This window comes from Lysobacter silvisoli (assembly GCF_003382365.1).
GTDB lineage: Bacteria > Pseudomonadota > Gammaproteobacteria > Xanthomonadales > Xanthomonadaceae > Lysobacter > Lysobacter silvisoli.
Genome location: NZ_QTSU01000001.1, coordinates 330,080 through 354,586 on the forward strand (window position 1 = coordinate 330,080; position 24,507 = coordinate 354,586).

Consider the following 24,507-nt stretch of genomic DNA (forward strand, 5'->3'; position numbering starts at 1 on the left):
GCAAGCCCGACCATCGTCCAATACGGCCCCGAATGCAGGGCGGGGCCGCTTCCGGCATAATTACGGGGCTAAACACCTCGCGCGCCGCGCTGCCTGCGCCGCGCCCTTTCGCTGGAAGAAACCCCTCATGACGCAAACCATTACGGTCATCCGTGGCGACGGCATCGGCCCGGAGATCATGGACGCCACGCTGTACGTGCTCGACGCGATGAAGCTCGGGCTGTCCTACGAGTTCGCCGATGCCGGCCTGGTCGCGCTGGAAAAGCACGGCGAGCTGCTGCCGGCGGCCACCATGGACTCGATCCGCAAGAACCGCATCGCCCTCAAGAGCCCGCTGACCACGCCGGTGGGCGAGGGCTTCAGCTCGATCAACGTGGAGCTGCGCAAGCGCTTCGACCTGTACGCCAACGTGCGTCCGGCCAAGTCGTTCCCGAACACCAAGTCGCGCTTCCCCTCGGGCGTGGACCTGATCACCGTGCGCGAGAACACCGAAGGCGCCTACATCGGCGAAGGCCAGACCCTGTCGGAAGACGGCGAGACCGCCACGCTGACCCAGAAGATCACCCGCCGCGGCTCCGAGCGCATCGTGCGCTACGCCTTCGACCTGGCGCGCAAGACCGGCCGCAAGAAGGTCACGGTGGTGCACAAGGCCAACATCCTGAAGTCGACCTCGGGCCTGTTCCTGAAGACCGCGCGCGAAGTGGCGCAGCAGTACCCCGACATCCAATGCAACGAGATGATCGTGGACAACACCTGCATGCAGCTGGTGATGCGTCCGGAGCAGTTCGACATCATCGTCACCACCAACCTGTTCGGCGACATCATCTCCGACCTCTGCGCCGGCCTGGTCGGCGGCCTGGGCCTGGCCCCGGGCGCCAACATCGGCACCGACGCGGCCATCTTCGAGGCCGTGCACGGTTCGGCCCCGGACATCGCCGGCAAGGGCATCGCCAACCCCTGCGCCCTGCTGCTGGGCGCGGCGCAGATGCTCGACCACCTGGCCCAGCCGGAAAAGGCCGCGCGCCTGCGCGAGGCCATCGTCGCCACGCTGGAAGCCAAGGACTCGCTGACCCCGGACCTGGGCGGGGAGGGCAATACCATGTCCTTCGCCAAGGCCATCGCCAGCCGCGCGGTCTGAGCGGCCCGCCGCCGCTGGGACCACGACGGGGCGCCTTCGGGCGCCCCGTTGCGTTTCAGGGGTAGGGCGGGCGCGAGCGGCCCTCGACAAGGCTCTTGTTGCACCGCAAAATAACGATCTTAACCAATCCATTCGGATGAAGAGATGAATGCCCCGGTCCGCCCCAGCGCCCTCGCGCTGACGCCGCTGCTGCTGTTCCTGGCGCTGTTCTTCGGCGCCGGGCTGTACTTCACCACCCACGGCGAGGCGATGGGCTTCTACCAATTGCGCGCGCCGGTGGCGATCCTGCCGGCGCTGGCGCTGGCCGCGTTCATCGCCTGGCGGCGCAAGCTTCGTCCGCTGGACACGCTGCTGGAGGGCATGGGCGACCACAACGTGGTGCTGATGTGCCTGATCTTCCTGCTCGCCGGCGGCTTCGTCGAAGTGTCCAAGGCCATCGGCGCGGTCGACGCCATCGTCGCCCTGGGCATCGGCCACGTGCACCCGGCGCTGCTGCTGCCGGCGCTGTTCGTGGTCGCCGGTTTCATCTCGCTGTCGCTGGGCACGTCCATGGGCACCATCGCCGCGGTCGCGCCGATCGCGCTGGGCGTGTCCGACGCCTCCGGCCTGGATCGCGCCCTGGTGCTGGGCGCGGTGATCGGCGGCGCCACCTTCGGCGACAACCTGTCGGTGATCTCCGACACCGCCATCGTCGCCAGCCGCACCCAGGGCTGCACCATGCGCGAGAAATTCCGCGAGAACCTCAAGCTGGCGCTGCCGGCCGCGCTGCTGACCCTGGTGGTGCTGGGCTTCGTCGGCGACACCGAGCCGGTGGCGCCGCTGGAGCCGGTCACGCCCTGGCTGATCCTGCCTTACCTGATCGTGCTGGGCCTGGCCCTGGCCGGCGTGGACGTGATCGTGGTGCTCAGCGTGGGCCTGATCGTGGCCGGCGGCTTCGGCGCGTTCTTCGCCGACGACTTCGGCCTGGCCGCCTATGCCGGCCATATCTGGGACGGTTTCGAGAGCATGGTCGAAATCACCCTGCTGTCGCTGCTGGTGGGCGGCCTGGGCGCGCTGATGAAGGCCACCGGCGGCCTGGCCTGGCTGGCCCAGGTGATCGGCCGCTTCGCCCGCGGCCACAAGAGCCGCCGCGCCGGCGAGGTCAGCATCGCCGCGCTGTCGGCCACCACCGACGTGTTCACCGCCAACAACACCGTCGCCATCCTCATCAGCGGCGGCCTGGCCCGCGACATCGCCCAGCAGCACGGCGTACCGCCGGCGCGCGCGGCCAGCGTGCTCGACATCTTCGCCTGCGTGACCCAGGGCGTGCTGCCTTACGGCGCGCAGATCCTGCTGGCCGCCTCGCTGGGCGCGGTCTCGCCGCTGGCCCTGGCCGGCAGCGTGCACTACAGCTGGCTGCTGGGCGGCATCACCGTGTTGGCGATGCTGTGGTCCTCGCGCAAGCGCGCGCCGGAGCAAGTGGCGGCGGGCGAGGGCGCCTGAGGCCGAGAACTAGACGCGAACGACAATCCCGTCATTCCGGCTTTCGCCGGAATTACGGAGTGGTGGCACGCAAATAAACTCGACGCGCAGGCAAAGAAAAAGGGCGCTTTCGCGCCCTTTTTCGTGCGTTGCGCCAGCCGCGCTCAGTTGCGCGATTGCAGCTTCGACAGCAAACGCAGGAACTCGATGTACAGCCACACCAGGGTGACCATCAGGCCGAACGCGGCGTACCACTCCATGTACTTGGGCGCGCGCTGCTCCACGCCGGTTTCGATGAAGTCGAAGTCCAGCACCAGGTTCAACGCCGCCACCACCACCACGAACAGGCTGAAGCCGATGCCGATCAGGCCGGACTCGTGGATGTAAGGCATTTCCTTGCCGAACAGGCGCATGCCGAAGCTGACCAGGTAGAGCACGAAGATGCCGCCGGTGGCCGCGGCCACGCCGAGCTTGAAGTTCTCGGTGGCCTTGATCAGGCCCGAACGGTAAGCCAGCAGCAGACCGAACAGGGTGCCGAAGGTCAGCATCACCGCCTGCATCACGATGCCGGGGTAACGCGCCTCGAACATCGACGAGATCGCGCCCAGGAACAGGCCTTCCACCAGCGCGTACAGCGGCGCGGTGACCGGCGCCCATTCCTTCTTGAACACCGTGACCATGGCCAGCACGAAGCCGCCAATGGCGCCACCCAGTGCCAGCGGCAGGAAGGGCCCGGCGATTTCGCCGTTGACCACCGAGATCTGGCTCCAGGCGAAAGCCGCGGTCAGCACCGTCAGCAGCAGCAACAGGCCGGTCTTGTTGACCGTGCCGTTCAAGCTCATGGCCTGGCTGTCGCCCTGGACCACCGAGCCGGTGGCGAGGTCGAGAAAGGTCGATTCCTTCAACGCGGGATTGCCGCTGCGCATGTCTGCTCCCCTGGGTTCCTGTATGAACGGTTGTTCACGACGCCCGAGCATACACGGCCATGGTGGCCGCCGGCAGCCGGCATCGTTGACAGCGCGGCGGCCGCCGCCCAAACTATGCGACCTTTCGCGGCGTTGGCGCGCAACGAGAGACCTGGCTTCGGGGTATAGCTCAGCCTGGTAGAGCGCCAGCTTTGGGAGCTGGATGTCGTGGGTTCGAATCCCTCTGCCCCGACCATCCGCTACTCAGGCTGGGGCGTCAGTTAAGATGGTTCGACTGGCGCCCGTAGCTCAACTGGATAGAGCACCGGCCTTCTAAGCCGGTGGTTGTGGGTTCGATTCCCGCCGGGCGCGCCAAACCCGCAAACGTTTTACGGTGGCTGTAGCTCAGCTGGTTAGAGTACTGGATTGTGATTCCAGATGTCGGGGGTTCGAGTCCCCTCAGCCACCCCATTGTTGTAAGGAACGGAATGCTTCTGCTAGAATTCCGCTCCTAACGAAGTTCCGGGCCGTTAGCTCAGTTGGTAGAGCAGTTGACTCTTAATCAATAGGTCCAAGGTTCGAATCCTTGACGGCCCACCAATACAAGAAACACCTGGACGCGAGTCCAGGTGTTTTTTTTTGTGCGTCGCCCCGAGAGTACGGGGCCGTGGCGCCCGTTTGTTTGCCGGATACGGGGCCGTTTCAGGCCCTCGGCGCGGTTCCGAGGGGCTATGCCGGCGTGGGCTGGCCGCGCGCTGCCCGCGTTTCTGGCGCATTGTCGATTCGAGCCCGCCTGGTTCGTCGTCCATGCATATCCCACTGGAGGACCCGTCATGAAGTATCTCGGCCTGGCCTACTACACCCCGGAAAAGTTCGCCGCGATGGCGCCGTTCGACGTCCAAGCACTGGAGGGCCAATGCCCAGCGCTGGACGAGAAGATGCAGGCGACCGGCAAGATGCTGGTGTCGGCGTCGCTGGGCGATCGGACGCAGTGGAGAACGCTGCGGCCGAGTGGCGGCAAGGCGCGCATCACCGACGGGCCTTACACCGAATCGAAGGAAGTGGTCGGCGGCTTCTTCATCATCGAAGCGGGCGACCCCGACGAGGCCCTGCGCATCGCCTCCATGCATCCTGCCGCCACGCTGGGCGAAGAGGGCGGGTGGGCCGTCGAACTCATCCCCATGGACTTCTATCTGGCCGGCTGATGCCGCGCACCTGACGCGTAAATCAGTGCTCTGCCCCCTGTTTAGCACGTTGGGCTGACCGCCTAGCGCACGTCTTGCTCGGCACGGAGTAGGTCCGGCTGCGCTACAGATCCAGAACCTATAAGGCCGTTTAGTTCGATCGCGCAGATTTCGGCAGCGACACTCCTCGGGCATCGCGTCGACTGCGCTCAAAGTGCAAGCCGGTGCCTCGTGTCCGTTCTGCGCTCACGTAAGAAACTGCATCGCCGTTGCGTTGATGCGGCATCGGAACTGCCAAGCCCGCGCCGCCGACACCTGAATCCCTTGCCTCAAGTGCCGGCAAACGACAATCGGCCATCGGTGGGCGCGTGACGCATCCTTGACCGTACAACACTACGGGAGACTGGCTCCATCGAGAGACCACCAGATCGCCACATCCGTCGTGGTTAAGGTCGCCTGCCGTGAAGTAGTTGGCGCGCCCCATGCTCTGATAGGCATTGACGACGGTTTCTGGCGTGAAACCGGTACTTGTCTGAAGGAAGTATCCGACATAGCTCCATCCGCTATGCGCGATCGCCAAGTCGGTTCGGCCATCCCGGTCGAGGTCGCTGGCGATCAGCGAGCCGCTTCCTCTTTGCCTGGCGACCTCGAGGCTCGGTGAGAGGTTGCCTTGCGAATCCTGGAAGTACAGGCGCAGATTTGCGTAATCCTTCGCTTCATCCAACGCCAAATCGCCGCGACCATCTGCATTGAAATCGCCGACGGCAAGTGACCCCGCAGGATTGGAACCCAACGGCAGGGAAAGTACCACCGGCGTGGCGTACCCGCCTGAAGCGAGTGCCGGGTAGATGTGGAATTCCTCCAGCGGCCTATTGAAGACCGCGGCGAGTATGAGGTCGTCCATGCCGTCGCCCGTCACGTCGCCCGTTGTCCGAACACCAGAGGAAGGCAGCGTCAGGGTGGATGTACCCTCGATGCCGCCAGGGCCGCCATGAACGACCGTGGCCCACGTATCTCCCGAGTCGACGAGCACGTCCAGGTAACCGTCGCGATCGACGTCGGTTACGCGAAGCTCGTGTGGATCGCCGGCAGCCGCCGCGCTCGACGTGAACGTGCCGTCCACGTTCGAGCGCAACACCATGACGTCATCGCGAGCGGTGGTAATGATGTCACCTACGCCGTTGCGGTCCAGGTCGGCGATCAGGAGCTGGTAGTCGAATTCGTTGCCCCATTCCGCGATCTTGATTGCCGTATCAAGGCGGCCATCAACTCGCTGGTGGGCGACGTAGACCTGCATGCGGCTGTCGTTCGGGTTGGGTGCGGTGCGTACGGACAGGAATACGAGATCGTCCCTGCCGTCACCGGAGACATCGCCCACAGCGATGGACCGGGCCGCTGCGGCTGCGGGATCCGAAAGGAATTCGGGCGCGACCAACGAATAGGCCGGCTGCTCAAAGGACATCGTCAGCATCGGCGAGGATGCTGCGCCAAACCGCCCGCCTGGACGCGCTACAGGCGTAGTCCTCGCCCGCGGGGCTGCATACGTCCACGGGCGTGCGCTGTGTGCCGCGCCAGCCCGCGGACGTGCGTCCGACGTCGCGCCTGCCATAGCGTCAGGCCGCGAGTCGGAGGGCTGGCGAACGAGATCGGCCAGACTCTGCGAAAACCAAAGCAGGCCCGCGCATGCGCCGCCGGCCATGAGCATCAACGCCGCACTCGATCGCTTGAGCATGTGTATCCCCACGTTCACCCGGGCCGAGTATATCGGCTGGTGTTGGGGGAAAAGCGACTCGGCTTCGGAGCTGGCCAACGCTAGGGCGCATTTTTAGTGCACTGCTAGTGCCTAGGCGGAATAGCCGATCTCGCTTCCGACAAAGCAGCACGCTACGCGCATCACACCGACAGCCCGGCATCGCCCTCCAGAATGGTCTGCCGCAGCTGCGGCCGTTCGCCCGGCTGCCACAGCGTCACCTCGTGGCGCATGCGGTAGCGCAGTGGGCCGCCCTCCGCGCCGGGTTTGCGTTCCAGCGGGCGCGGTATGCAGACGAAGTCGGTGGTCATCGCGTGGGCGTCGACGCGCACCGTGGTGTAGCCGTGTCCGCCCATGTCGACGAAGGTCAGGTGCGGTGCCAGGTCGGGGTTGCTGGCCGCATGGGCCTTCGCCAAGTCGCCGCTGCTGGCGTACTCCAGCGCCGAACGCACGCCGTGTTGCAGCAGCAGGTTGACGGTGTGCTGCGGCGCGCCGCCGTTCGGGTTGGTGATGTACAGCGGGCGCAGGGGATTGTCCGGCTTCAAGTTGTGCTCGTTGGACTCGGCCATGCCGGGCGACGAGAGCGAGCCGGTCACGAAGGCCACGCCCACGGGTTCGAACGCGGCGGGCGGCAAGGCTTTGGCGGCGTAGCCGGCCCAGAAGCTGTGGCGATCGCCGGCGACGATGGCGAAGCCGGTGATGCCGGCATCGCGCACGGCATCGAAAATCTCGGCGCGTTCGTGGTAGGTGCCGCCCCAGTCGCTGGTGGCCATCAGGCCGTAGCCTGCGTCCGGCCACTTGCCCAGCGCGGCAGGAAGATGCTGCGGATCGACGCGCCAGTCCAGCGTTCCCAGCGAGCTGCCCCAGATTTTCCAGGTCGCCGTCGCGCCGCGCAGGCGCTCGAGGAACCAGGCTTTCTGCTTGGCGCCGAGCATGGTCTGCGCGGCTTCCTTGGCGCGGTAGTTGGCCACGCTCTTGGCGCCGAAGGACAGCTTGGCCGGCGGTTTGCCGTTGGCATAGTCGCGGCCGCCGTCGAGCTGCCGCACCAATTCTTCCGGCACCCAACCCAGGGTGTCGCCTTCGAACAGCGGGGCGATTTCGTCGTGGTTGCCGGGATCGCGCGAGCGGAAGCTGCGCTGGTCGGTGACGATCAGGTCGATGTGCCGGCCCCAGCGCAAGGCGCGGTACGCGATCAGACTGTTGATCGCGGCGAGGTTGTTGGCTTCGGTTCCCAGACCGTCGTCGTCGAAGTCCTTGATCGGCGTGTCGACGACCTTAGGTGCGTCGAAAGCGTCCAGCTTCGAACCCGGCGGCAGCACGCGCGCGGGTTGGTATTCGAACCAGGCCTGGTTCGCGGCTACCTTGAGCGTCTGCGCGGGAATCCAGCCCTCGTCGCCGGGGAATTCCTGGATCGACTGCCAGGCCAGCCAGGAGAACTCGTGGTTGTCCCAGATCGCCACGAACGGCCAGCGTGCGCGTGCGTCCTGGATCTCGGGGTCTTGCAGGTAGGCGTGGTAGAGGACGCGATAGTCCTGCAGCGATGCGGGCGCCATGAAGCGGTTCTTCGCAACGGCCTTGCCCTGCGGAAAGCGGATCGGGAAGCGGATACGGCGGTCGTAGCGGTGGCCGTTCTTGACCTGCTCGGGGTACTGCACGACCTCGTAGACGAAATCGCCCAAGTGCAGCACGAAGCCGAGGCGTTCGTCCGGCGCCGCGCGTTCGTCCTCGAAGATCATCCGGCGATAGGCGTTTTGCGCGCCCTCGCAGATGGTCTGGCAACTAACGAAGGCGAAGCGTGCCGGGCGCGGGTCGTCCGGCGAAGGCGCCGTGAGCGTGCGGCCGATGCGGCTGCCGTTGCCTTCCTCGTCGACGAAGCGGTACCAGTACTCGCCGGCCGGCGGCAGGTCGCCGACCAGAACGCGGCAGGTCCAGTCGGCCTGCGCCAGCACCGGTGCCGACGCGGTCGCGATCACGCGGGTGAAGGCCGGATCTTCCGCGACCTCGACCAGCAGGGTGGCGCGCTCGCGACCGTCGTCGTAGGGGCGCCGCGTCCACAGCAGGGCGCTGTGGTGATCGGGATCGCCCGAGGCCACGCCCTGCGGGTACAGATCACGGCGCTCGCGCCAGCCGCTGGCGGAAGGCCGCACCAGCGAACACCCCCAGGCCAGGGTCGCGCCCAGCGCGGCGGCGAGCTGCAGGAACTTGCGGCGGTTGTGCGTCGGCATGCGGCCCACCGATTGCGGTGTAGATGCGCGGCAACGCTAGACCCCTACCCTGGGCCGGTGGACGTGCCGGAAGTACCGCGGTTATGGATCAGCCGATTGTCGGGGTGGCCGATCGCCGTCGCATTGCCGCCGACCGTCGCGTCGGTCGTAGGTTGGTTTGCGTATCGGTTCCTGGTGTCCTGCTCCTTTTGCAAGGCAGTAGGCGCTGGAAGAGCAGGTTGAATCTCTGGCAGGCGCTAGATAACGTTCTAGCTGCGCTGCCGTTTAGAGGCCGCGAATCGGACGACCTATGTCATTGAACGCCGATAGTTCTGAAGCGGCCTCCGGGCCGTCGAAACTTGCGCGAGTCGCTGCGGCCATCGCCGCGACTTTAAGTGGCCTGGCCTTCCTTCTCGCGCTCGCATTCGGAGCCGCCACGATCTTCGCTTCTGCGACGATTCCTGAGGGGGAGGTCAACGAGGCAGGATTTGGCTTCGTGTTCACCCTCATTTGCGTGCTCGCCGGGGCAGTTCTGCTCGTGATTGCCAAGCGTCTGCGACGGGGAGTCAATAGACCCGCCGAGTCCACCGGCGTTTAGGGCTTTTCCTCGCGGCTCGCTCGCGCACGCTCGGAACTTAAGCGCGCGCGCGACTTGCCGTCGCCCAGCGCCGCGCCGCGTTCGAGCAGCGCCAACGCGGCTGCGCGGTCGCCTTTGGCCCCGCGCTCCAGGCGCATGAGCGCGGCGTTGTAGGCAGCGATGGCGCTGCCCTTGTCCGCCGCGAGTTCGAAGCCGGCCAGCGCCTTGTCCGGGCACAGGAACAGGATGTCCCAGCCGGCGGCGGCGCGCATGAGCAGGTCGGGCTCGTCTGCGGAAATCTGATCTTGCACAAAGGCGGGCCAACCGGCCACGAGAGCGGTGAACACCTCGGCGCCCCGGGGCAGGGAATACGAGCCCGCTCCTTCGCGAACGGTGTAGGCCTGACGCGTGGTGCGGCGCGATCCGTCCTTCGCCAGCCACAGGAAGCCGTCCTCGCCCTTGACCGGAAAACCGCCTAGCGCCTTGGATACGCGATCGGCCAGCGAGGGCAGGCCCGGTGCAGGCGATACGCCCGTCCACGAGGCGATCAGCTCGACGCGTTGCGGTTTCCCGTCTAGCTTGGGCTTGATCGCGTTGGCCAAGTCGTCGGCGGTCAGCACACGCATCTCTCCGTCGTACATGCGCCAGGGGCTGGCATGCAGGCCGATGGTGATCACTTCGTCGTCGTCCGCCACCGCCTCCATGTACTCATACAGCGCGCTAGTGGATGCCACGCAGTCCTTGGCCTCCTGCCTCGGGGAGCAGGTCGTCACGTTGACCGAGCCCGACAAGTGCAGGTGCGAGGTGTCGCAGGCCAGCGCGGCTGGGCTGAGCAGGCAGAGGGCGAGCAGGGTGGGCTTCATTCCGCCATTAGGGGGAAAGTGCGGGCGGAAAGCAAAGCCCTGTGGCGGGCCCGGACCGGCTTGCCGCGCCTGCGGCAGGATGCGGGGCGTGAGGTCTAGAATCCGGCCTGACGGATCTGGAGTCGATGGCCGGCATGAAGCACTTGTTGCAGCTCAGACTGATAGTGACCGCGCCGCCGGCGGGCGTTGCGTTCGCGGTGCAGCGCGGTCGTTCGGAACTGCTGGCGCCCAGCGCCGCAACGGCCGAGTCGCTGGTGTTCGACTTCCCGATCGCCGTTGCGGACGCGACGTCCGACCCGCCCCGGTTGACCGGCGAGTTCGCGCAAGGCCCGCCTGGCGGGCGCTTCGTCTACGTCAATTCGGGTACCTACGCGGGGCAAACGGGCACCCAGTGGTCCCGGCGCGCGAAGGTGCCGCTGTCGGGCATCTCTACCGCGCAGATCGAGGCGGCGCTGGCGAAGGCGGCGGTATTGCAAGCCAGCATTCGTGGAACCGGAAAAGACGGCGGGCCAGCTTGCGCGAGCGTGCCGCTGTCCTCGGCTTGGTCGGTGGTCGCTTAGCTCCGGGGCGTCGAGTCGCGTTCCGCCTCGCCGCTTAGGAAGGTCTGCAACTGCGCCTCGAAGGCGCGCCGGTAAGCGGGCCGCGCGGTGGCGCGGGCCATGTAGGCGGCCAGGTTGGGGTAGTCGTTCACCATGCCGAAACGCTCCAGCCGCATCAGCACCGTGACCATCAGCAGGTCGCCGGCGCTGAAGTCGCCGTCCAGCCAGTCGGCGTCGCCCAGGTGGCGGGACAGTTCGCTCAGGCGCCAGTGCACGCGTTGGTCCAAGGTCGCGGCGCGCTGCGCGTGCCACGGCTCCTCGCGTTCCAGCACCTCGGTCAGGGAGCGCTCGAACACCGGCGGTTCCACGGTGTTGAGGGCGGCGAACATCCAGGCGATCGCGCGCATGCGCGCGTGGGAGTCGCCGGGCAGCAGGCCGGGGTGGGTTTCGGCCAGGTGCAGCACGATGGCGCCGGATTCGAACAGGGTCTGTTGGCCGTCCTCGTAGGTCGGGATTTGTCCGAACGGGTTCCGCGCCAGATGCGGCGGCTGCTTCAACTCGGCGAAGGACAGGGTGCGGACCTGATAGGGCAGCCCCAGCTCTTCCAGGGTCCAGCGGATGCGCATGTCGCGCGCCAGGCCGCGACCGCGGTCGGGGGAGCGCTCGAAGGCGGTGATGGTCGGGGTCATGGCGGTGCTCCGGAAGTAGGTGGGCGGTAGTCGGGTGGCAGTGCGGGCCTGTCTGCGATGGGTGCCGCAACCGGCCTCTCTTGTTGTCGACGAACGGCAGCCGCCCGAATCGACAATCGGTGCATCAGCAGGACTGTCCCGGCCCGGCGCATACCCGCAGCGCGCGCCCTCGGCCGCCGGCCGTGTCCGCTAGAATCCGGCCATCACCGACCAGGAGGGTGTCATGCGTGCAGTGCAAGGGATTGCGGTGTTGGTGTTCGCGGGGCTGGCCGCCGTATCCGGCGGTGCCGCGGCCTTGGACAGCCAGGGGGCGGTGCGCGCGGCTAATCGCTGGAACGCGCTGCGCACCGGCGACGACATCCAATTCGACCACCGCGCCAGCCGCGTGCTGATCGCCGACCTGGATCGAGACGGCGTCGACGAAGTGGTGTACCTGCTCACTGCGACCTGCGTGCAGGCGAACTTCGATTGCGAAAACGAGGTCGTGGTGATGACGCCGCTGCGCAAAGGCGACCCTCGCATTCGGATCAGCTCCCTCGACCATCCGGAAACGCTCGCGAAGTGGCGGCAGGTGGAGCAGGCCGGCTATGCCGACGACGCCTCGCTGCAGGTGCCGGGCGAAGTGCGTGCGCTGGCGATCGTGGACGGCCGTATCCGCGTCGAATTCGACGCAACGCTCAAGTCGCCCACGTGCAAACGTTCGGATCGCGGTGCGGCGGAACCCTGCCCGGAGCCGGGCCGCTATCGCTGGACGCTGGCTTGGCAGCCGGGCGAACTGACCCGCGCGCGCGAGACGCGCTGACGCGCATGCGGCCCCCGGATCAGGACCTGGACGACCGCGCTCCGGTCTGGGACGCCATGCAGTACTTCTGGATGGACACCGACCCTGCCTACGTATTGGCCGGTGCCGCGCGCACCTGCGCGGCGTCCAAGTATTCGCTGGACGAACTGGAAGCGATCTACTGGAACGAGGTGCGGCCTGCGGTGGCGTTCAACCTGTCCGCGGGGCCGGCGCCGGAATGGGCGGGGTTCGAGCTGGAGTGGCTGAAGCAACGCGTGTTGGCGAAGTCGCGCTACGGGCGGCGCCTGCCATGGCATTGGCTACAGCCGGAAACGGCGCGCTGGTGGCGGGAGTTGCGCGATGCGATCGTCGAAGCCCGGCGAAGCTAGCTCCTGCGATAGGCCGGGTGATGGCGATTTTCGCAACTTGGGCATAGATCGATCGCGCGTGTCGCTCACTTGGGCACAACATTTGCGCGGTATCCTGAAAATCCGCGAGGTCGCGGCCGTCTTGCGGCTGCCGCATCTGCATTCCGGCCCGGCTTACGTGGCCGGCTCCCGGTCCATGGGCCTCGGCTCGTTCATTCCCCTGCACTCAGGAGCATCGAGATGATCGCCAAGAACACCGTTTGCTTGTGGTACGACGGCACCGCGCTGGACGCGGCCAAGTTCTACGCCGACACCTTTCCCGATAGCGAAGTGACCGCCATCCACCGGGCGCCGGGCGACTACCCGGACGGCCACGAGGGCGATGTGCTGACCGTGCAGTTCACGGTCATGGGCATTCCCTGCCTGGGGCTCAACGGCGGCCCGGCGTTCAAGCACGACGAAGCGTTCTCGTTCCAGATCGCCACCGACGACCAGGAGGAAACCGACCGGTTGTGGAACGCCATCGTCGACAACGGTGGCCAGGAAAGCGCCTGCGGCTGGTGCAAGGACAAGTGGGGGCTGTCTTGGCAGATCACCCCACGCATCCTGACCGATGCTTACACCAGCTCCGACCGCGCAGCGGCCAAGCGCGCCTTCGACGCGATGATGGAGATGAAGAAGATCGACATCGCCAAGATCGAGGCGGCGCTGCGCGGCTGAAGCGGCGGCCGGCGCGGTGCATGCCGTAGCCGGAGCGCTGCACTTACGGTTGCGCATACAGGATCGCGCCGGCGATGCGGCGCCGGCGCGAAGCAGCCGCCTGAGCTCAGGCGGCGAGTTGCTCGACTTCGGCCAAGGCCGCCGCGATCGCCGCATCGCGCTGTGTGGGCGCCATCGACACGCCCTCCGCGCGAATGAAACGCACGTCGTCGATGCCGATGAAGCCGAAGAAGCCGCGCAGGTAGGTTTCCTGGTGATCGAGGAAGGCTCCCGGCGCGCCTTCGCCGTACAGGCCGCCACGCGAGGACGCAACGATCACCCGTCGACCGCCGGCCAATCCGCGTACGCCGTTCTCGCCGTAACCGAAGGTTTTGTTGGCCACCGCCAGCCGGTCCAGCCAGGATTTGAGCTGGGTGGGCAGGGAGAAGTTGTACATGGGCGCGCCGACCACGACGACGTCGGCGGCCAGGAACTGGTCCAGCCACTGGGCGTTGCGCGCGGCCAGACGCTGGGCCGCCTCGTCCTGCGGCTGCACGCCCTGGAAGGCCAGGAATTCGGCCGCGGACAAATGCCCGGCCGGCTCGGCGGCCAGGTCGTTGTGCACGACCTCGGCGTCAGGGTGCACGACGGTGAGGCGCTGGACGATGGCGGCGGTGAGCTGCCGGCTCACGGACTGGTCGCCGAGGATGCTGGTGTCGATGTGCAGAAGTTTCATGTCGGCCCTTAGGTATAAAATTGTTACTGGGGCTAACAATGTAAGTACCCGCCATTTGTGAAACAATAAGGCACTTTTTCTTTTCTTAGTGACATGAATGTAACCAATAACCCGCCCGGCCTGGAGCACACCGACTGCCAGAAGGTCAGCCAGGTGCTGGCCCGCGTGGGCGAGAAGTGGAGCGTGCTGATCATCATGTTCCTGGCCGAAAAGCCGCGCCGCTTCACCGAGATCAAGCGCGCGGTCAACGGCATCTCGCAGCGCATGCTGACGCTGTGCCTGCGCGGGCTGGAGCGCGACGGCCTGGTCAAGCGCACGGTGTTCCCGGTGGTGCCGCCGCACGTGGAGTACGAGCTGACGGCACTGGGGCGTTCGCTCACCCAGCCGGTGATCGCGCTGGGCACCTGGGCGCGCGACCACATCCCCGATATCGACGCGGCGCGCGCGGATTTCGATGCGCGCGAAGGCGTGCAGGCGGCGCAGGCGCCCGGACAGCGTTGAGGATGGTCGCGCGCGGCAGGGCGCCGCGCGGCCGGCGTCACTCGCGTCGCTTGCGTGGCTTGCGCGTACGCGGCTTGCCGCTGTCGCGCGCGGGCGCATCGGCCACCGCGAGCACCTGGCCCGCGCTCATGTGCTCCAGCCACGACAAGGCGTCGACGTAGTCCAGGAAGTGCTGCAGGTAGCCCGGCGACAGTTCCTGCATCAGCTGCAGCGAGCGATGGACCAGGCGGCCGGAATTGAGCGGGCCGGCATCGTTCGACAAGGGCTCCAGCGAGCGCCGCACCTGGCTGTCGCTGCGCACCTGCGACCAGAGCTTGCGGAAGTCTTCGAGCACGGGCAGTTCGGGCAGTGGCGTGGTCGCCGCGGTCTTGCCGCCATTGCGCGCGGCGGCGCGAGCCGCGAGTTCGTCGGTCAATTCGCCCAGTGCGCTACGCGCGGGCTCCGCATTCGCGGCCGGTTGGCCCGCACGCGCGAGCGCGGCGGCGTAGGCGCCGATGCCGTCGGCCAGCCGATCCTGCAGCGCGCTGCGCAGCGTGCCGCCCTGCGCCTGTGCGCGCCGATGCAGCGCCTGCAGGTAGTGGAAGGCGAGAGGGTCGAGGCAGTCGGCGCCTTGCTTACCCCAAGTGTCGAGGATCGCGGGGTCGTGCGTGGGGGGGACGTTTTCCAGCTTCAAGCGTGCAAGCCTCGCTCGTCATTCCCGCGAAGGCGGGCTCCGCTGTACTTCGGCGCAAGCCGAACATCCAGCGCTCGCGCTGAAGCCATTGGTTTCCCGCCTTCGCGGGAATGACGAGCAAAAGCTTCACGCGAGCTGGTAATGGCGATCTCAGCGCCCATCCGCGCCCACCTGCGTGCGCTGCAAGCGCGGCACCGGCGCCAACTCCACGCGCCGGTTGCGCGCGCGCCCCGCTTCATCGCCGTTGCTGCCCACCGGCTGCTGGGCGCCGAAGGCGGCGGCGAACACCGAGGACGCAGGCAGGCCTTCGGCGATCAGCGCGCGGGTCACGGTCAGCGAGCGCTGCGCCGAGAGCTCCCAGTTGTCGGCGAATTCCGGATTGTCGGCGCTGACCTGGCGGTCGTCGGTGTAGCCGCTGATCATCAGCACCTCGTCGCGCGTGCGCAGGTATTGCGCGAGCGGGCCGGCCAAGGTCTTGAGCAACTCGCGGCCTTCGGGCTGCAACCGGTCGGAGTTCAAGGCGAACAGCAGGTTGCCGCGGATGCCGATGCGGCCGTCGACCAGGGTGATGCGGCCGCTGGCCAGGGGCGCGGCCAGTGCGCGCTCCAGGGTCAGGCGGCGCTGGGTCTCGGCCTTGCGCTGGGCGATCTCGTGGTTGAGCTTGATTTCCAGCTGCAGCTGCATGGCGATCATGCCGATCAGGATCAGCACGAAGGCGCCGAGCAGGATCGACATCAGGTCGCCGAACGCGGCCCACACCGGCACCGCGGCTTCGCCGCCGCCGTCGATGTCGGCATCGATATCCGGGCTCATGCCGCGGCCGCGCCGTGCTGGCCGCGCGCGGCCGGCAGCCGCTGCAGGTCTTCGACGATCTGCTTCTGCGCGAGCAGGCTCAGGTCGACGACTTCGCGCGCCTGGGCGACGTAGTAGGCCAGTTGTTCATCGCTGCGCAGCAGCGATTTCTGCAGCGCGTCTTCGATGCCTTGCAGGCGCTGCGCCAGTTGCCCGTTGGCCTCGCCGAACACACGTGCCGCCGCTCCGAAGGCCTCGCCCAGGCTGGCCACTTCCACCGCGCCCAGGCTTAGCCGCTCGGCGACCACGTCGAGCTTGCCGGTCTCGCCTTCCACATGCGCCATGAAACGGCCGCCGACGCGGTCGAGCAGGTCGGCCGAGGTGGTGACCAGCGCGTCGATGGCGCCGCGCTGTTCGCTGGAGGCGTGATTGACGGCCGCGAGCAGGGTTTCCAGCGTGGCCATCAAACGGGTGCGCTCTTCGAGCACGCCGTTGTCGCGGGCCATGCTTTCGGACAAGTTTTCGCGCAGCTCGGCGATCACGCCGGCGGCGGCCTTGGGCGCTTCCGACGCGGTGTCGACCAAACGCGAGATCTCGGCGATGGTGTCGCTGGCGTGGGCCTGGGTGCGCGCGCCGATCTCGTCGGCGCTGCGCGCGAGCGCGTCGCAAATCTGCTGCTGGCGCTGGGCGACCTCCTGGCCCGCCCGGGCCCAGTCTTCGCACAGGGCCGCGCTCATCGCGGCCAGCGATTCGGTCCAAGCGGTCAGGCGTTGCTCGTCCTGCGATGCCAGCGCGGTGCGCAGTTCGACCTGCGAACGGTCCACGGCTTGCAGCAGCGACGCGGCCTGGCCTTCGAACGCGGCGGTGACAGCGGTCAACGCATGCTGGTTGCGCTCCGTCAGCGCGGCCTGGGTTTCCTGTTGCTGCGCCAAGGCCAGGGTCCATGCCTTGGCGACTTCGACGGCGGTGCCGTCCATGCGCGCGCCCACGCCCTCGAGCAGCGCGGCGGAGCGCTGTTCGAAGCCGGCGCCGAAGCGCTCCAGCGCCTCGCCCAGTTCGGCGGTCAGGCGGCTGTTGCTCCGATCCTGTGCCTCCAGCGCGCGGTTCCAGCGCTCGGCGACTTGCGCGGTCGCATTGTCCAGGCCGGCCGACACGCCCTGCAGCTGGCGTTCGACGGCCTGGCCCACGGCCTGCTGCAGCGCCGCGGTCTCGCGCGCCACCGCCGCCAGGGTGGTCTGCACCGCGGGCTGCATGGCCTCGCTGGCGATGCGCACGCTGTCGGCCACGCTGTCCTGCAGCGAGCGCTGCACCGAAGCGGCCAGCTGCGCGAAGGCGTCGCGGGTCTGGGCATGGAACTCGTGCTGGTTGGCGAGCTGGCGTTCGCTAGCGGCCTGGCTGTGCCGCTCCATCGCGCCCATCATGTCCTGCAGGCGCTCGATCAGCGCCGGCATCAGTTCGGTCTGCGATTGCAGCAGTTGGTAGCTCTGCTCGCGGCGATGGGCGAGCGACAGCGGGCGCAGCGTGGTCGCGATCTTGGCGTCCAGCGCCTGCGCGGCGCGCAGCCGGTCGCGCCGGCACAGCGCCGACAGCAGGCCGAGCATGGCCGAGGTGGCCACGCCCGCGATCGAGGTACCGAAGGCGAAGCCCAGGCCCTGCACCGGCGCGGCCAAGGAATCGCGCACCGCCTGCAGGTCGGTCGCGGTTTCCAGCGCCAGGCCGGTGCCGCGCAGCATGGCCATCATGCCCAGCAGCGTGCCGAGCATGCCCAGCAGCACCAGCAGGCCGACCAGATACGGTGTGAGCGTGGGGCCGGGCAGCGGCAGGCGCTGGCCTTCGATGCGCTGGCGCACCGCATGGCGCAGGGAGGGATCCAGCGTGGCGGTCCATTCGTCCAGGCTCGCCGGCGGTGCGGACAGTTCGGCCAGGCCGTGTTCCAGCGTGGCGGTGGCGCGGCGGTAGCGCAGCAGCTCCCAGGCGCCGGCGACGTAGCCCGTGCCGATGAGCAGCGTGACCGCCAGACCCAGGGGGTTGGTGCCCAGGTAGCCGGCGGCGATCCAGCACACCGCGATCGAGCCGAGCAGGAACACTCCGATTTGGAGCGCGAATCCATCGAGCAACTTTTTAAGCATGACGCACCGGTGATTGGCTGGTCAGCGCTGCGATCAGCGCCTCCAGCGGTAGAAAACGCATATCCAGTTCGGCCGTGAGCACGTCCTGCATGTCCTTGCGAAATTGCGCCAGCCAGCGGTCCCCGGCCGTGTCGCCGCGGACGGACGCCGCCGCGCGCAGGCGCTCGTAGTGCTCGCCCAGCAGTGCCGGCACCGAGGCCAGCAGGCTGTGCTCGCGCGGGCTCAGCACCGCTTCCATCAGCGCGTCCAGCTCGGCCAGGCGTGCCGCATCGCCCGAACGCGCGGCCAGCTGCCAGCGCAGGCGGTCGCGCAGCCGACCGGTGGCGGCCAGCATCGAGCGCTGCATGGCCAGGTAGTGCTGACGGAGCGGCGCGTAGTCGGCGGGCGCGTCCGCGTCGTCCGCCGCCGCCAGGCCTTCGCCGATCGCCTTGGTCAAGGAGGCCCGCGTCGCGGCGTAGGCGGCGGCTTCGGCGTCGTCGTAGGCCGGCGCGCCCGCGCTGGCGCTCGGCGGCGCGCCGTCCAGCGTTCGCGCCAGCGCCACCGCGCGCGTCCAGTCGATCCAATCGCTCAGCCGATCCGCTAGCGAAGCCTGGGGCGGCGAGACGTCGGCATCGCTGAGGCGGGCGAGCAGACGTATGAAGGTCGGGCCACGGACCGGGGCCCGTTGTGTAGCTTCCAAGATGCGAATGGCCAAAAAACGACCAGTTTACAGGCTAGGGGCGACCGGACGCTGACTGGCATTTCTGTACGGCTGGCCACCGCTGGGCCCTGGGACCGCAGCGAGGCGCAAGCCATGTGCCTCCTGGCACGCCGCTCCCCAGTCGTGCCGAATCGGGCAGGAGTCCATTTGCATCTGAGAATCGTTTGCGTTAACCGGTCCGGATTCCCATAATCCCGCGACGATTTCGCTTTGGGGGAATGCCCGATGTCCCGTTTCACGCACCACCGCACCGCCCTGACGCTCGCTCTGCTGGTCCCCAGCGTGCTGGCCTCGGCCCTCGCCCAGGCGCAGAGCGCCGGCGACGAGGCCCATGCCCTGGACGCGGTCACCGTGGTCGCCGAGCGCGCCACCACCGCGACCAAGACCGACACGCCGCTGACCGAAACGCCGCAGGCGATCAGCGTGATCAGCTCCGACCTCTACACCGACCGCGGCGCGCGCAACCTGCAGGAAACCCTGCGCTACAGCGCCGGCGTCACCGCCGAAGCCTACGGCCTGGACACGCGCGGCGATGGCAGTTCGATCCGCGGCCTGGACCCGGTGCAGTACCTGGACGGCATGCGCAAGCTCTACAACTTCAGCCCGATGGCGCGACCGGAGGTGTACGGCCTGGAGCGCGTGGAAGTGCTGCGCGGCCCGTCCTCGGTGCTGTACGGCGCCGGCGCCACCGGCGGCATCATCAATGCGATCAGCAAGCGCCCCAGCTTCCAAAGCGCGGGCGAGGTCGGCCTGCAGGTCGGCAACTTCGACCGCCTGCAGCTGCAGGGCGACGTCACCGGCCAGCTCGGCTCGTCGGGCCACCTGGCCGGCCGCATCGTCGGCGTGGTCCGCGACTCGGGCATGCAGACCGACGGGATCGACGACGATCGCATCTACCTGGCGCCCTCGCTGACCTGGCGCGGCGAGCGCAGCAACCTGACCCTGATGGCCAGCTATCAGCGCGACCGCACCGCGTCCAGCCAGCAGTTCCTGCCGGTGGCGGCGACCTTGAAAGCACCCCCGGGCCGCAAGCTCGACCCGTCCACCTTCTTGGGCGACAAGGATTTCGACAAGCTCGACGCGCGCAGCGTCAGCGCCACGGTGTTGTTCGACCACGCCTTCAACGATGTGGTCACCTGGCGCTCGAACCTGCGCTACATCGACGCCAAGACCGATTTCCGCGAAATCTTCCCGGACACCTACAGCAATCCGGAAGATCCGTTCATCGACGCCGACGACCGCGTGCTCAACCGCCTGACCTACGGCGTCAAGCCCGACAACCGCATCCTGACCGCCGACAATTCGCTGCAGTTCGACTTCGCCACCGGCGCGTTCCGCCACCTGCTGCTGGCCGGCGTGGACTACACCGATTTCCGCGAGGAATCGTGGACCTTCTCGGGCGCGACCACGCCCATCGACATCTACGACCCGGTCTCCACCGGCGTGACGGTGCCGGCCTACACCCGCCTGCCCAACCAGCGCACCACCCAGACCGGCCTGTACGTGCAGGACCAGATCCGCTACGCCGACCGCATCTCGCTGGTGCTGGGCGCGCGCCGCGACCATGCGCGCAGCCAGACCCAGGGCCTGCCGGACCAGACCGACAACGCCACCACCTACCGTGTGGGTGTGATCGGCGACCTGACCGACACGCTGTCGCCGTACGTCAGCTATTCCGAATCCTTCCTGCCCGTGCCGGGTCAGGACCTGTACGGCAACGCCTTCGATCCCATGCGCGGCCACCAGGTCGAAGTGGGCCTGAAGTGGCAGCCGTCGCGCAACGCCATGCTCACCGCCGCGGCCTACCGCATCACCGAGACCAATCGCCAGACCAACGATCCGGACAACGTGCTCAACGTGGTCCAGACCGGCGAGATCGAGTCCAAGGGTTTCGAGCTCGAAGGCGCCTACGTGTTCGATGGCGACCTCACCGTGACCGCGAGCTACAGCCACAACGAAGCCGAGGTGACCAAGAGCAACTTCGCTCCGGAAGTGGGCCGACGCCTGAACGACACGCCGCAGGACCTGGCTTCGGTGTGGCTGTCCAAGGGCTTCCAGGTCGGCGACGAACTGCGCCTGCGCGCGGGCCTGGGCGGCCGCTACGTGGGGTCCACCGTGTCCACCGGCGCCACCAGCGTGGTGCGCACGCCCAGCTACACTCTGGCCGACGCCTTGCTGGAGCTGCAGATGCCGGAATGGACCTTCGCCGTCAACGTCACCAACCTGTTCGACAAGGCGTACTACGCGCCGTGCCGCAACTTCGGCGACTGCTTCAGCGGCAACAAGCGCAGCATCGTCGGCACCGTGACCTACCGGTTCTGACCGCCGCATGCAGCGCAGCACGCTCAAGGCCTGGTTTCTGGTCCACAAGTGGACCAGCCTGGTGTGCACGCTGTTCCTGTTGCTGCTGTGCCTGACCGGCCTGCCGCTGGTGTTCTGGGAGGAGATCAGCCACCTCACCGGCGCCGATCCCGAGGTCGCGCCGGCGGCGGCGGGCGCGCGGCCGGCCAACATCGACGCGCTGGTGGCCAAGGCGCTGGCGCAGTACCCGGGCGACGTGCCGCTGTTCTTCGGCTGGGACGACCACAGCCCCAGCGTGTACGTGAACACCGGCGCGCGGCCGGACACGCCGCCGCCGGAGATGCATACGGCGGTGCTGCACCAGTACAGCGGCGAACTGCTGCCCGCGGCGCAGTTCAACGAAGGCGTGATGTATTTCGTCTACCGCCTGCACACCGACCTGTTCCTGGGCTTGCCGGGCATGCTGTTCCTGGGCGCGATGGCGCTGCTGTTCGCCACCGCGATCGTGTCGGGCCTGGTGCTGTACGGCCCCTTCATGCGCAAGCTGCCGTTCGGCACGTTACGCACCGGGCGCAGCCGCCGCCTGGCCTGGCTGGACCTGCACAACGTGCTGGGCGTGGTTACCTTGGGCTGGGCGCTGGTGGTCGGCATCACCGGCGCGATCAACACGCTGGCCGGTCCGCTGGAGTCGGCCTGGCAGTCGGAGCAATTGGGCGAGTTCGCCGCGCGCTACCAGGACCGGCCGCGGCCGCAGCGGCTGGCATCGCTGGACGCGGCGGTCGCCACCGCGCGCGCCGCCGAGCCGGGCATGACCCCGGCCTTCGTCAGCTTTCCCGGTACCGGCTACAGCGGCGACCATCATTACGGCGTGTTCATGCACGGCAATACGCCCTTGACCGAGCGCTTGTACCGGCCGGTGCTGATCGACGCCCAGACCGGCGAACTCACCGCGCAGCCGCAACTGCCGGGCTACATGAGCCTGCTGCTGCTGTCGCAGCCGCTGCACTTCGGCGACTACGGCAGCATGCCGCTGAAGATCCTGTGGGCCTTGCTCGACCTGCTTACCATCGCGGTGTTGGTGTCGGGCCTGACCCTGTGGTTCAAACGCGGCAGCACCGAAGCGCGCCTGCGCGAGATCGAGCGCGCCGGCGTCGACGAGAACGGTCGCGCCGAGGGCCGGGCATGAGCCGGCCGCGCGCGCCGCGCAGCCCCTTCGTCGCGCCGGCATGGATCGCGCTGGCGAGCCTGGTCGGGTTGGTCAGCGCGCTGGTCGGCGACGGGGTGTTCGACGTGCTGTCCTGGCTGGTGTTCGCCGCGTTGATCGGGCTGACGGCCTGGGCGTGGTTGCGGCGCGATCGCGGGCGTTGAAGCCGGGCCGCAACGTGTAGGCTTGGTCGCTCCACCGAGCGAGCAACCGATGCTCGAAGATCTGAATCACTGGGAACGCGATCCGGACCTCCGCGAGCCCGCAAACTGGCGCGCACGCGCGCAGGTGCTGGACGCGCTGGAGCGCAAGCTGGACCTCGCCCCCCAGGGCGCGGTCGGACTCATCGCGCGAGCGCAGTCGCTGCGCGACGCGCTGGAGCACGCGAGCACCGCGTTGTACGAGCAACTACGTGAGGCCGTGCGCAGCGGGCAGGGCGCGCGCTTGCGCGCGTACGCCGACGATCCGGCGCCCGAGGGCGACCACTACGACGCCTTGGACGAACTGCTGGCCGGCGTGCTGCGCCTGCCCGCGCCCGGCGACGCCATCGCCGCGCTGGCCCCTGAGCTGGTGGCCTACCAACCCACACCCGCGCGCCATGCCTTCGACCTGCTGCGGCGCGTGCCGCTGGCGCCCGACGATCTGCTCGTGGACGTGGGCGCCGGCCTGGGCCACCTGCCCTTGCTGGTCGCCGCCTGCACGCCGGCGCGCGCGCTGGGCGTGGAGATCGAACCGGCCTATGTCGCCAGCGCGCAAGCCTGCGCCGACGATTTGCGCCTGGACCGTGCCGCCTTCGTTCGCGCCGACGCGCGCGAGGTCGAATGGCCGCCGGCGACGGTCTACTACCTCTACACCCCGTTTACCGGCGCGGTGTTGCGCCAGGCCCTGGATGCGCTCGCAGTGCAGGCGCGGCACCGGCCGATCCGCGTCTGCACGCTCGGCCCTTGCACTGCGACCGTCGCCGCCGAGCCTTGGCTCGACGGCGACGGGGCCGCGCGCAGCGACCGCATCGCGGTGTTCCTCAGCCGCTGAGCGCTGCGCTCAGAACCACCAGATCTGCACGTCGGAGAAGGTCAGGCTCCAGTTGGTGTTGCCGCCGCCGTTGGTCGCGGCGATGAACCACCCGGCCTGGTGGGTGGGCAGGTTCGGGTACCAGGTGTCGGCCAGCGAGTGCGAATGGACGATGTTGCCGGCGGTATCGCGGATGTCGTAACCCACGCCCACCGCGTTCACGTGCAAGGTCACCAGGTACCAGGTGTAGTCCTGCAGGCCCGAGCTCCAACTGGCCGGGGGTACGGTGCTCTGGGTGCCGCCCCACAGCTCCACCGCCGACGAGGCCGGACTGGTCGCGCCCATGAGCAGGCCACGGCCCTGGATGAAGGCTTCGGACTGCGGGGTTTTGGGATTGTCCGGCGTCCAGGTGCCCTTGATCATCACCGCCAGGTGCTCGTTGGGGCTCTGGGTGAAGTAGCCGTCGGAACGGAACCAGAAGCGCATGGCCTGGGTGGTGGTGCCGGCCGGCGGCGTGGCGTTCTGCACGCCGTAGTGGAACCACAACGGCTCGTAGGGATGGTTGGGCAACTGGGTCCAGCCGGTGCTGGTGAGATTGCGGATGCGGGCCAGGCCGTTATAGAAGTCGTAGACGTAGGTGCCGTGGTTCTGCAGGCCGATCTGCTGGGCCTGGGCGAACGGGGCGCACAGCGCGAGCAACACGAACAAGAGAATTCGCATGGGTGACGATCCTTGTGGTTCCGATACGAGGGGAGGAGACGACCGGCGCAGCGCTCCGGCCGCCATTGGATTCTGCGTGGATGCCGTCGCCAGGACTGAGATCGTTTGCACGGAGTCCGCCTCGGTCATGCAGGCCTCACCGGCCTGGCGCAAGCCCGCGACGGTTAAGCCTGGGTACGGTTCGGCGCCGTAGCCTGGGCTACACCCTCCAGGGATTCGGGAGTACGGCGATGCGCAGCAAGATCTTGTTGGCGGCCCTGCTGGGCCTGGCTTGGACGCTGCCGGTTTGGGCCAGCGACTCGATCGCGTTCGGCAACCGGGTGCTGGTGCTGGGCGACGCCGTCGGCCAGGTCTACCAACTGGCCGGCACGCCGGACCGGATCAAGCGCATCGAGAACAAGCGCGGCGCCGAGGTCGGCGAGCGCTTCGAGTACTACCGCGACGGCAAGACCATCCTGATCACCATCCGCGACGGCAGGGTCGCCGCGATCGAGGAAGTGCGCGGCAGCACTGCGATACCGCCGCCGGCCGTCGACGCGGCCAGCTGATCGGGGCACCGCTGCTCTGCCTTTGCGCGCCGCC

The 24,507-nt window shown here is 67.9% G+C and carries 25 protein-coding genes and 4 tRNA genes; 18 read left to right on the forward strand and 11 right to left on the reverse strand.

Annotated elements, in window-relative coordinates; translation table 11 throughout:
• Window positions 1–127: 127 nt before the first annotated feature.
• Both DX914_RS01550 and DX914_RS01555 read left to right on the forward strand, forming a co-directional pair.
• On the forward strand, window positions 128–1,138 hold the full coding sequence (locus tag DX914_RS01550) for an isocitrate dehydrogenase (protein ID WP_115857323.1): 1,011 nt from the start codon (window positions 128–130) through the stop codon (window positions 1,136–1,138).
• 144 nt (window positions 1,139–1,282) lie between these two features.
• Complete coding sequence (locus tag DX914_RS01555; RefSeq protein ID WP_115857324.1) at window positions 1,283–2,620, forward strand: Na+/H+ antiporter NhaC family protein; 1,338 nt, start codon at window positions 1,283–1,285, stop codon at window positions 2,618–2,620.
• Between the two features lie 143 nt (window positions 2,621–2,763).
• On the opposite strand, the gene DX914_RS01560 is transcribed toward DX914_RS01555, so the two are convergent.
• Window positions 2,764–3,525 (reverse strand): Bax inhibitor-1/YccA family protein, encoded by a 762-nt coding sequence (locus DX914_RS01560; RefSeq protein ID WP_158549169.1) that lies wholly within the window; start codon window positions 3,523–3,525, stop codon window positions 2,764–2,766.
• A gap of 158 nt (window positions 3,526–3,683) precedes the next feature.
• Here DX914_RS01560 and DX914_RS01565 point away from each other — a divergent pair.
• The 5 genes from DX914_RS01565 to DX914_RS01585 all read left to right on the forward strand — a co-directional run bounded on the left by DX914_RS01565 (window position 3,684) and on the right by DX914_RS01585 (window position 4,709).
• Window positions 3,684–3,760, forward strand: a tRNA-Pro gene (locus DX914_RS01565).
• A gap of 42 nt (window positions 3,761–3,802) precedes the next feature.
• Window positions 3,803–3,879, forward strand: a tRNA-Arg gene (locus DX914_RS01570).
• 19 nt (window positions 3,880–3,898) lie between these two features.
• Window positions 3,899–3,975, forward strand: a tRNA-His gene (locus DX914_RS01575).
• Window positions 3,976–4,028: 53 nt separating this feature from the next.
• Window positions 4,029–4,104, forward strand: a tRNA-Lys gene (locus DX914_RS01580).
• Window positions 4,105–4,337: 233 nt separating this feature from the next.
• Window positions 4,338–4,709 (forward strand): YciI family protein, encoded by a 372-nt coding sequence (locus tag DX914_RS01585; protein WP_115857326.1) that lies wholly within the window; start codon window positions 4,338–4,340, stop codon window positions 4,707–4,709.
• A gap of 130 nt (window positions 4,710–4,839) precedes the next feature.
• Here the strand turns inward: DX914_RS01585 and DX914_RS01590 are convergent, their stop codons facing one another.
• A complete protein-coding gene (locus DX914_RS01590; RefSeq protein ID WP_158549170.1) occupies window positions 4,840–6,159 on the reverse strand; it encodes an FG-GAP repeat domain-containing protein in 1,320 nt (439 codons plus the stop codon).
• Window positions 6,160–6,581: 422 nt separating this feature from the next.
• A complete protein-coding gene (locus DX914_RS01595; protein ID WP_115857328.1) occupies window positions 6,582–8,663 on the reverse strand; it encodes an alkaline phosphatase D family protein in 2,082 nt (693 codons plus the stop codon).
• 289 nt (window positions 8,664–8,952) lie between these two features.
• Between DX914_RS01595 and DX914_RS19875 the strand changes: the two genes are divergently transcribed.
• On the forward strand, window positions 8,953–9,240 hold the full coding sequence (locus DX914_RS19875) for a hypothetical protein (protein WP_147300557.1): 288 nt from the start codon (window positions 8,953–8,955) through the stop codon (window positions 9,238–9,240).
• Here the strand turns inward: DX914_RS19875 and DX914_RS01600 are convergent.
• Entirely contained in the window at window positions 9,237–10,082 is an 846-nt protein-coding gene (locus DX914_RS01600) for an SEL1-like repeat protein (RefSeq protein ID WP_115857329.1), read from the reverse strand. The genes DX914_RS19875 and DX914_RS01600 overlap by 4 nt on opposite strands.
• A gap of 134 nt (window positions 10,083–10,216) precedes the next feature.
• Here DX914_RS01600 and DX914_RS01605 point away from each other — a divergent pair, with 134 nt between their 5' ends.
• Complete coding sequence (locus DX914_RS01605) at window positions 10,217–10,642, forward strand: DUF5990 family protein (protein ID WP_147300558.1); 426 nt, start codon at window positions 10,217–10,219, stop codon at window positions 10,640–10,642.
• Here DX914_RS01605 and DX914_RS01610 read toward each other — a convergent pair.
• On the reverse strand, window positions 10,639–11,310 hold the full coding sequence (locus DX914_RS01610; RefSeq protein ID WP_115857331.1) for a glutathione S-transferase family protein: 672 nt from the start codon (window positions 11,308–11,310) through the stop codon (window positions 10,639–10,641). The two genes, DX914_RS01605 and DX914_RS01610, sit on opposite strands and share 4 nt — an antisense overlap.
• A 247-nt stretch (window positions 11,311–11,557) precedes the next feature.
• On the opposite strand from DX914_RS01610, the gene DX914_RS01615 reads away from it, so the two are divergent.
• The 3 genes from DX914_RS01615 (at window position 11,558) to DX914_RS01625 (ending at window position 13,179) form a co-directional block, all read left to right on the forward strand.
• On the forward strand, window positions 11,558–12,112 hold the full coding sequence (locus tag DX914_RS01615) for a hypothetical protein (protein WP_147300559.1): 555 nt from the start codon (window positions 11,558–11,560) through the stop codon (window positions 12,110–12,112).
• A 5-nt stretch (window positions 12,113–12,117) separates the two neighbouring features.
• The gene (locus DX914_RS01620) at window positions 12,118–12,480 is read left to right on the forward strand and encodes a DUF7079 family protein (RefSeq protein ID WP_147300560.1); all 363 of its coding nucleotides are present in this window, start codon (window positions 12,118–12,120) and stop codon (window positions 12,478–12,480) included.
• A gap of 219 nt (window positions 12,481–12,699) precedes the next feature.
• Window positions 12,700–13,179, forward strand: a complete 480-nt coding sequence (locus DX914_RS01625; protein WP_115857334.1) for a VOC family protein — start codon at window positions 12,700–12,702, stop codon at window positions 13,177–13,179.
• A 106-nt stretch (window positions 13,180–13,285) separates the two neighbouring features.
• Here DX914_RS01625 and DX914_RS01630 read toward each other — a convergent pair whose 3' ends face one another.
• Window positions 13,286–13,894: an FMN-dependent NADH-azoreductase gene (locus tag DX914_RS01630; RefSeq protein ID WP_115857335.1), complete on the reverse strand. Its 609-nt coding sequence runs from the start codon at window positions 13,892–13,894 to the stop codon at window positions 13,286–13,288.
• A 93-nt stretch (window positions 13,895–13,987) separates the two neighbouring features.
• On the opposite strand from DX914_RS01630, the gene DX914_RS01635 reads away from it, so the two are divergent.
• The gene (locus DX914_RS01635; RefSeq protein WP_115857336.1) at window positions 13,988–14,395 is read left to right on the forward strand and encodes a winged helix-turn-helix transcriptional regulator; all 408 of its coding nucleotides are present in this window, start codon (window positions 13,988–13,990) and stop codon (window positions 14,393–14,395) included.
• 37 nt (window positions 14,396–14,432) lie between these two features.
• Here the strand turns inward: DX914_RS01635 and DX914_RS01640 are convergent, their stop codons facing one another.
• From DX914_RS01640 to DX914_RS01655, 4 genes are all read right to left on the reverse strand, one after another.
• Window positions 14,433–15,068: a DUF2894 domain-containing protein gene (locus tag DX914_RS01640; RefSeq protein ID WP_231118097.1), complete on the reverse strand. Its 636-nt coding sequence runs from the start codon at window positions 15,066–15,068 to the stop codon at window positions 14,433–14,435.
• A 150-nt stretch (window positions 15,069–15,218) separates the two neighbouring features.
• On the reverse strand, window positions 15,219–15,881 hold the full coding sequence (locus DX914_RS01645) for an OmpA family protein (protein ID WP_115857337.1): 663 nt from the start codon (window positions 15,879–15,881) through the stop codon (window positions 15,219–15,221).
• Complete coding sequence (locus DX914_RS01650; protein ID WP_115857338.1) at window positions 15,878–17,989, reverse strand: DUF802 domain-containing protein; 2,112 nt, start codon at window positions 17,987–17,989, stop codon at window positions 15,878–15,880. Before DX914_RS01650 ends, DX914_RS01645 begins: the two co-directional genes overlap by 4 nt.
• Window positions 17,982–18,683 (reverse strand): DUF3348 family protein, encoded by a 702-nt coding sequence (locus tag DX914_RS01655; RefSeq protein ID WP_425480648.1) that lies wholly within the window; start codon window positions 18,681–18,683, stop codon window positions 17,982–17,984. Before DX914_RS01655 ends, DX914_RS01650 begins: the two co-directional genes overlap by 8 nt.
• Window positions 18,684–18,914: 231 nt before the next feature.
• Here DX914_RS01655 and DX914_RS01660 point away from each other — a divergent pair, with 231 nt between their 5' ends.
• From DX914_RS01660 to DX914_RS01675, 4 genes are read left to right on the forward strand one after another with little or no spacing between them, the layout of a single operon-like run.
• Window positions 18,915–21,011 carry a TonB-dependent siderophore receptor gene (locus tag DX914_RS01660; RefSeq protein WP_115857339.1) on the forward strand — a complete coding sequence of 699 codons (2,097 nt, stop codon included), beginning with the start codon at window positions 18,915–18,917 and terminating at the stop codon, window positions 21,009–21,011.
• A gap of 7 nt (window positions 21,012–21,018) precedes the next feature.
• Window positions 21,019–22,176, forward strand: a complete 1,158-nt coding sequence (locus tag DX914_RS01665) for a PepSY-associated TM helix domain-containing protein (protein WP_115857340.1) — start codon at window positions 21,019–21,021, stop codon at window positions 22,174–22,176.
• A complete protein-coding gene (locus DX914_RS01670) occupies window positions 22,173–22,358 on the forward strand; it encodes a hypothetical protein (protein ID WP_115857341.1) in 186 nt (61 codons plus the stop codon). Before DX914_RS01665 ends, DX914_RS01670 begins: the two co-directional genes overlap by 4 nt.
• A gap of 49 nt (window positions 22,359–22,407) precedes the next feature.
• Entirely contained in the window at window positions 22,408–23,226 is an 819-nt protein-coding gene (locus DX914_RS01675) for a class I SAM-dependent methyltransferase (protein WP_115857342.1), read from the forward strand.
• 9 nt (window positions 23,227–23,235) lie between these two features.
• Here DX914_RS01675 and DX914_RS01680 read toward each other — a convergent pair whose 3' ends face one another.
• Window positions 23,236–23,925, reverse strand: a complete 690-nt coding sequence (locus DX914_RS01680) for a hypothetical protein (RefSeq protein ID WP_147300561.1) — start codon at window positions 23,923–23,925, stop codon at window positions 23,236–23,238.
• Window positions 23,926–24,155: 230 nt separating this feature from the next.
• Here DX914_RS01680 and DX914_RS01685 point away from each other — a divergent pair, with 230 nt between their 5' ends.
• Window positions 24,156–24,473, forward strand: a complete 318-nt coding sequence (locus DX914_RS01685) for a DUF2845 domain-containing protein (RefSeq protein ID WP_115857344.1) — start codon at window positions 24,156–24,158, stop codon at window positions 24,471–24,473.
• The last annotated feature ends 34 nt before the right edge of the window (window positions 24,474–24,507 follow it).

Coding starts and splice junctions, on each gene's coding strand:
- DX914_RS01550 (WP_115857323.1), top strand. CDS start 128: ATGACGCAAACCATTACGGTCATCCGTGGCGACGGCATCGGCCCGGAG.
- DX914_RS01555 (WP_115857324.1), top strand. CDS start 1,283: ATGAATGCCCCGGTCCGCCCCAGCGCCCTCGCGCTGACGCCGCTGCTG.
- DX914_RS01560 (WP_158549169.1), bottom strand. CDS start 3,525: ATGCGCAGCGGCAATCCCGCGTTGAAGGAATCGACCTTTCTCGACCTC.
- DX914_RS01585 (WP_115857326.1), top strand. CDS start 4,338: ATGAAGTATCTCGGCCTGGCCTACTACACCCCGGAAAAGTTCGCCGCG.
- DX914_RS01590 (WP_158549170.1), bottom strand. CDS start 6,159: ATGCTGACGATGTCCTTTGAGCAGCCGGCCTATTCGTTGGTCGCGCCC.
- DX914_RS01595 (WP_115857328.1), bottom strand. CDS start 8,663: ATGCCGACGCACAACCGCCGCAAGTTCCTGCAGCTCGCCGCCGCGCTG.
- DX914_RS19875 (WP_147300557.1), top strand. CDS start 8,953: ATGTCATTGAACGCCGATAGTTCTGAAGCGGCCTCCGGGCCGTCGAAA.
- DX914_RS01600 (WP_115857329.1), bottom strand. CDS start 10,082: ATGAAGCCCACCCTGCTCGCCCTCTGCCTGCTCAGCCCAGCCGCGCTG.
- DX914_RS01605 (WP_147300558.1), top strand. CDS start 10,217: ATGAAGCACTTGTTGCAGCTCAGACTGATAGTGACCGCGCCGCCGGCG.
- DX914_RS01610 (WP_115857331.1), bottom strand. CDS start 11,310: ATGACCCCGACCATCACCGCCTTCGAGCGCTCCCCCGACCGCGGTCGC.
- DX914_RS01620 (WP_147300560.1), top strand. CDS start 12,118: ATGCGGCCCCCGGATCAGGACCTGGACGACCGCGCTCCGGTCTGGGAC.
- DX914_RS01625 (WP_115857334.1), top strand. CDS start 12,700: ATGATCGCCAAGAACACCGTTTGCTTGTGGTACGACGGCACCGCGCTG.
- DX914_RS01630 (WP_115857335.1), bottom strand. CDS start 13,894: ATGAAACTTCTGCACATCGACACCAGCATCCTCGGCGACCAGTCCGTG.
- DX914_RS01635 (WP_115857336.1), top strand. CDS start 13,988: ATGAATGTAACCAATAACCCGCCCGGCCTGGAGCACACCGACTGCCAG.
- DX914_RS01645 (WP_115857337.1), bottom strand. CDS start 15,881: ATGAGCCCGGATATCGATGCCGACATCGACGGCGGCGGCGAAGCCGCG.
- DX914_RS01650 (WP_115857338.1), bottom strand. CDS start 17,989: ATGCTTAAAAAGTTGCTCGATGGATTCGCGCTCCAAATCGGAGTGTTC.
- DX914_RS01660 (WP_115857339.1), top strand. CDS start 18,915: ATGTCCCGTTTCACGCACCACCGCACCGCCCTGACGCTCGCTCTGCTG.
- DX914_RS01665 (WP_115857340.1), top strand. CDS start 21,019: ATGCAGCGCAGCACGCTCAAGGCCTGGTTTCTGGTCCACAAGTGGACC.
- DX914_RS01670 (WP_115857341.1), top strand. CDS start 22,173: ATGAGCCGGCCGCGCGCGCCGCGCAGCCCCTTCGTCGCGCCGGCATGG.
- DX914_RS01675 (WP_115857342.1), top strand. CDS start 22,408: ATGCTCGAAGATCTGAATCACTGGGAACGCGATCCGGACCTCCGCGAG.
- DX914_RS01680 (WP_147300561.1), bottom strand. CDS start 23,925: ATGCGAATTCTCTTGTTCGTGTTGCTCGCGCTGTGCGCCCCGTTCGCC.
- DX914_RS01685 (WP_115857344.1), top strand. CDS start 24,156: ATGCGCAGCAAGATCTTGTTGGCGGCCCTGCTGGGCCTGGCTTGGACG.